We start from the raw sequence: 2827 nt of genomic DNA, 5'->3' as shown, positions 1-2827 counted from the left end.
GCGCCTAACGGCCTCGAGCTAAGCCGCTCGGCGGCTCTGGCTTCGTTCCTTCATTCTAGGCCAACTTCGCGGGCGAGGGACCATTGCGTTTTCGCCCGCCCGCCGGGTCGGCTTCAGCGAGTTGTTAGGCGGAAGTGAGGATCTCGTACCAGAGGACTCGAATCGCCTCCAAGGAAGCTCCTGGGCCGCACCGCTAGGGGCGATTGGTAGGAGTAGCCTCGCCAGGAGGGGAACCAAGTTGTCCAGCAAGCGGTGCGGTGTCGACGATCTCCCACAGCTCGTGGATCCTGCCGTCCAGGAAATGTGCGAAGAGGGATTGATCGACCCTGAAGTGACGACCCTCGGCGGAAAACGCGCCTAGGGTGCCGCGTAGTGTGCCGCTCGCAATGCACCTGGCGGCGACCACTGAACCCTCGCCAATGAGCTCAAGGAACTCATGATGGAGGTCCGGTACCGCGGCCTTGGCCCTTCTCCATGAGCCCTTCTCGTTTTCAATACCGACAGTGGATAGCCCGGCCGGTGCATGGACGACGACGTCGGTGGCAAGGTACTCGCCGAAGGATTCGATGTCCCCTGCGTCGCCAGCCTCGAAAAGAGCACGAAGCACTTGTTTGGGGTCGGTCATGGTTGTCCTCCCGTGGCCCTACGAACCGAGTCAGCCGCCGCATTGGGAGTGCACCGTGCTTCCGCCTAACGGCCTCGAGCTAAGCTGCCCGGCGGAAGCGGGCAACGCTATTGGGATTGTGGCCCCCGCCAGCGGGCCGAGCAAGGGGCACCAACGGCCCGGCCCGCCGGGTCAGCTTCAGCGAGTTGTTAGGGCGCGCACAACTCATTCACCCAAACCTGGCCAAGCCAGAGCCTCCCCGGATTCGCGAACTTGGTCGAAGAAGGCTTGTGGCCAGAATTCGACTAAGGTGACGCGCAGGGCTGGATCGACGGGAAGTCCGTCTTGGACTGGCTCGCACTGTTGGCTCCAGGCGGAGCAGACAGAGGTGTCGTGAGAGACGGCCAGGCCGATCGAGGGGTAGAACATCGTGAGCTTGCAGGCAGGGCACTCAGGTCCCCAGGGCGATATCGTCACATAGTCAGGGTCACCGAAGGCCGGTTGTGTGTCCCGAATGCTCAACTCGTAGTTAAGGAGGAGGTGAATGCCAACAAGCACGTCGTCGTGGAAAACGAACCAAGCACATGTCCTGTCGCCAGGACGTGCGCAGGGCACTTCCATTTCGGCGAGGGGCGCGATAACGCCAGAGTCCGCGCAGAAGTCGCGGCGGTACGAATCGCGTGTCTTTGCACCAGAAGGGTCGAGAAATGAGAGAAGACTCGTGGTGCGCGCGACTTCCGCGCGGGTCGCACTGCATATCTGGAGACCGTGCCAACAAGGGGGTGCGCAGGGCTCGGCGGATAGGAAGGACCGGTCTGTCAACTCCTCCGAAAGAGCAGGCAATCGCTCGTCCGGATGGCCGTAGCAGGATGCAAGCAGGAGACCGAATGTCACGGCAGAAACGATAGCTCTCATTGGCGGTCCGTTGACTATCGTAACCCTGGTCCGCATCAGCTTAAGGCCAGCCATGCAGGACAATCGCCTCGGCGGCGCGCCCTAACGGCCTCGAGCTAAGCCGCTCGGCGGAAGCGGGCGGCGGCACCTACACTGTAGCCCCCGCCGGCGAGCAGGACAAGCCGCACGCCGACTCGGCGGAGCTGCCAGGTCGACCTCACCGTAGCCCAGGCTGGCGGGCAGCAGGCCTCGACCTACCCGCGCGCCCGCCGAGTCGGCTTCAGCGAGTTGTTGGGCGGCCGGGGAAGTGCCTTCACAGTGTGCCTACGGGTTGAAATGCCAAGTCGCGAGAAGGTGGTCGTAGACGGCCTCCTCCGAGATTGGGCTGGCGTCACAGTAGACCCAGTTCATCATGCGGTACGTGAAGGAGTAGAGACGTGAGCCATATGCTGCGAATGCCAGTTTCTCGTACTGTGTGGCTGCGGAGGGCGGGAACCCCCGGATCACGCGGAACGCAAGGGTTCCATCCAGTGAAAAGCTCTCGACGGCGGTAAGTAGTTGAACCGGGGTATTGGCCAAGGTGTCTGAAACGTACGTCGCAAGGTCGCCGGCCCAATTGTCGTAGACCCTGACCCATATCGCGCCCTGACGGAAATGGAGTGTGGTGTGCCCCTCGATCGACTCGAGGTAGATCTCGCCACAAGGGGCAGTATCGTAGATCGCAGGGTACTGGAAAGAGAACCCCCAGACATCGTTCCGGTAGGTGACCCAACCACCTTCGGGCTGTGGGGCGGACTCGTGGAAGTCCCAGTAGGGCGCGGGACTTGGGGTCGGCTCGGCGGCCAGCGTCAAGACCAAACCTGGCGTCTTGCCATGGGACAGCTCAGTTTGGGCCGAGGTGAAGGTGGGGCGGGGGATCCACTCGGGGGATAGGGCGATGGGCGCGGATGCAATCTCAGAGGGAGATGGAGTGGCCGGTTGTTCAGTGGGATTGCCTGCAGAGCAGTAGGCGATCAAGGACGAGACCACGCAGACGGCAAGGATTCTGCTTACGGCCATTCCTCTGGCAACCCCCTTTCGAGGCGGACTGGCTCGGCCGCCCAACGGCCTCGAGCTAAGCTGCCCGGCGGAAGCGGGCAACTCCTCCTTACTCTACGGCACGCCAGCCAGCCGGACAAGCTCCAATTAAGGCCCAGCCCGCCGGGTCAGCTTCAGCGAGTTGTTGGGCGGCGCCCTGACAAACAAAGGGGCTTGTCGGTTGCCCGCGGTGGCTGGCGGACTGGCCCCAAAGGTGGACGGAACCGCTTGCAGTGCACGGTCAGACTGGGT

General features: G+C 62.9%; 2 protein-coding genes. Both read right to left on the bottom strand.

Annotation, left to right across the window (positions count from 1 at the left end):
* Window positions 1-193: 193 nt before the first annotated feature.
* A complete protein-coding gene (locus MUO23_11880; protein ID MCJ7513656.1) occupies window positions 194-625 on the bottom strand; it encodes an ester cyclase in 432 nt (143 codons plus the stop codon).
* Window positions 626-1822: 1197 nt separating this feature from the next.
* Window positions 1823-2557, bottom strand: coding sequence for a hypothetical protein (locus MUO23_11875; protein ID MCJ7513655.1), 735 nt, complete (start codon window positions 2555-2557; stop codon window positions 1823-1825).
* Window positions 2558-2827: the final 270 nt, after the last annotated feature.

The sequence above is a fragment of the Anaerolineales bacterium genome (genome assembly GCA_022866145.1).
GTDB lineage: Bacteria > Chloroflexota > Anaerolineae > Anaerolineales > E44-bin32 > PFL42.
This window is presented reverse-complemented; position numbering and strand designations above follow the sequence as displayed.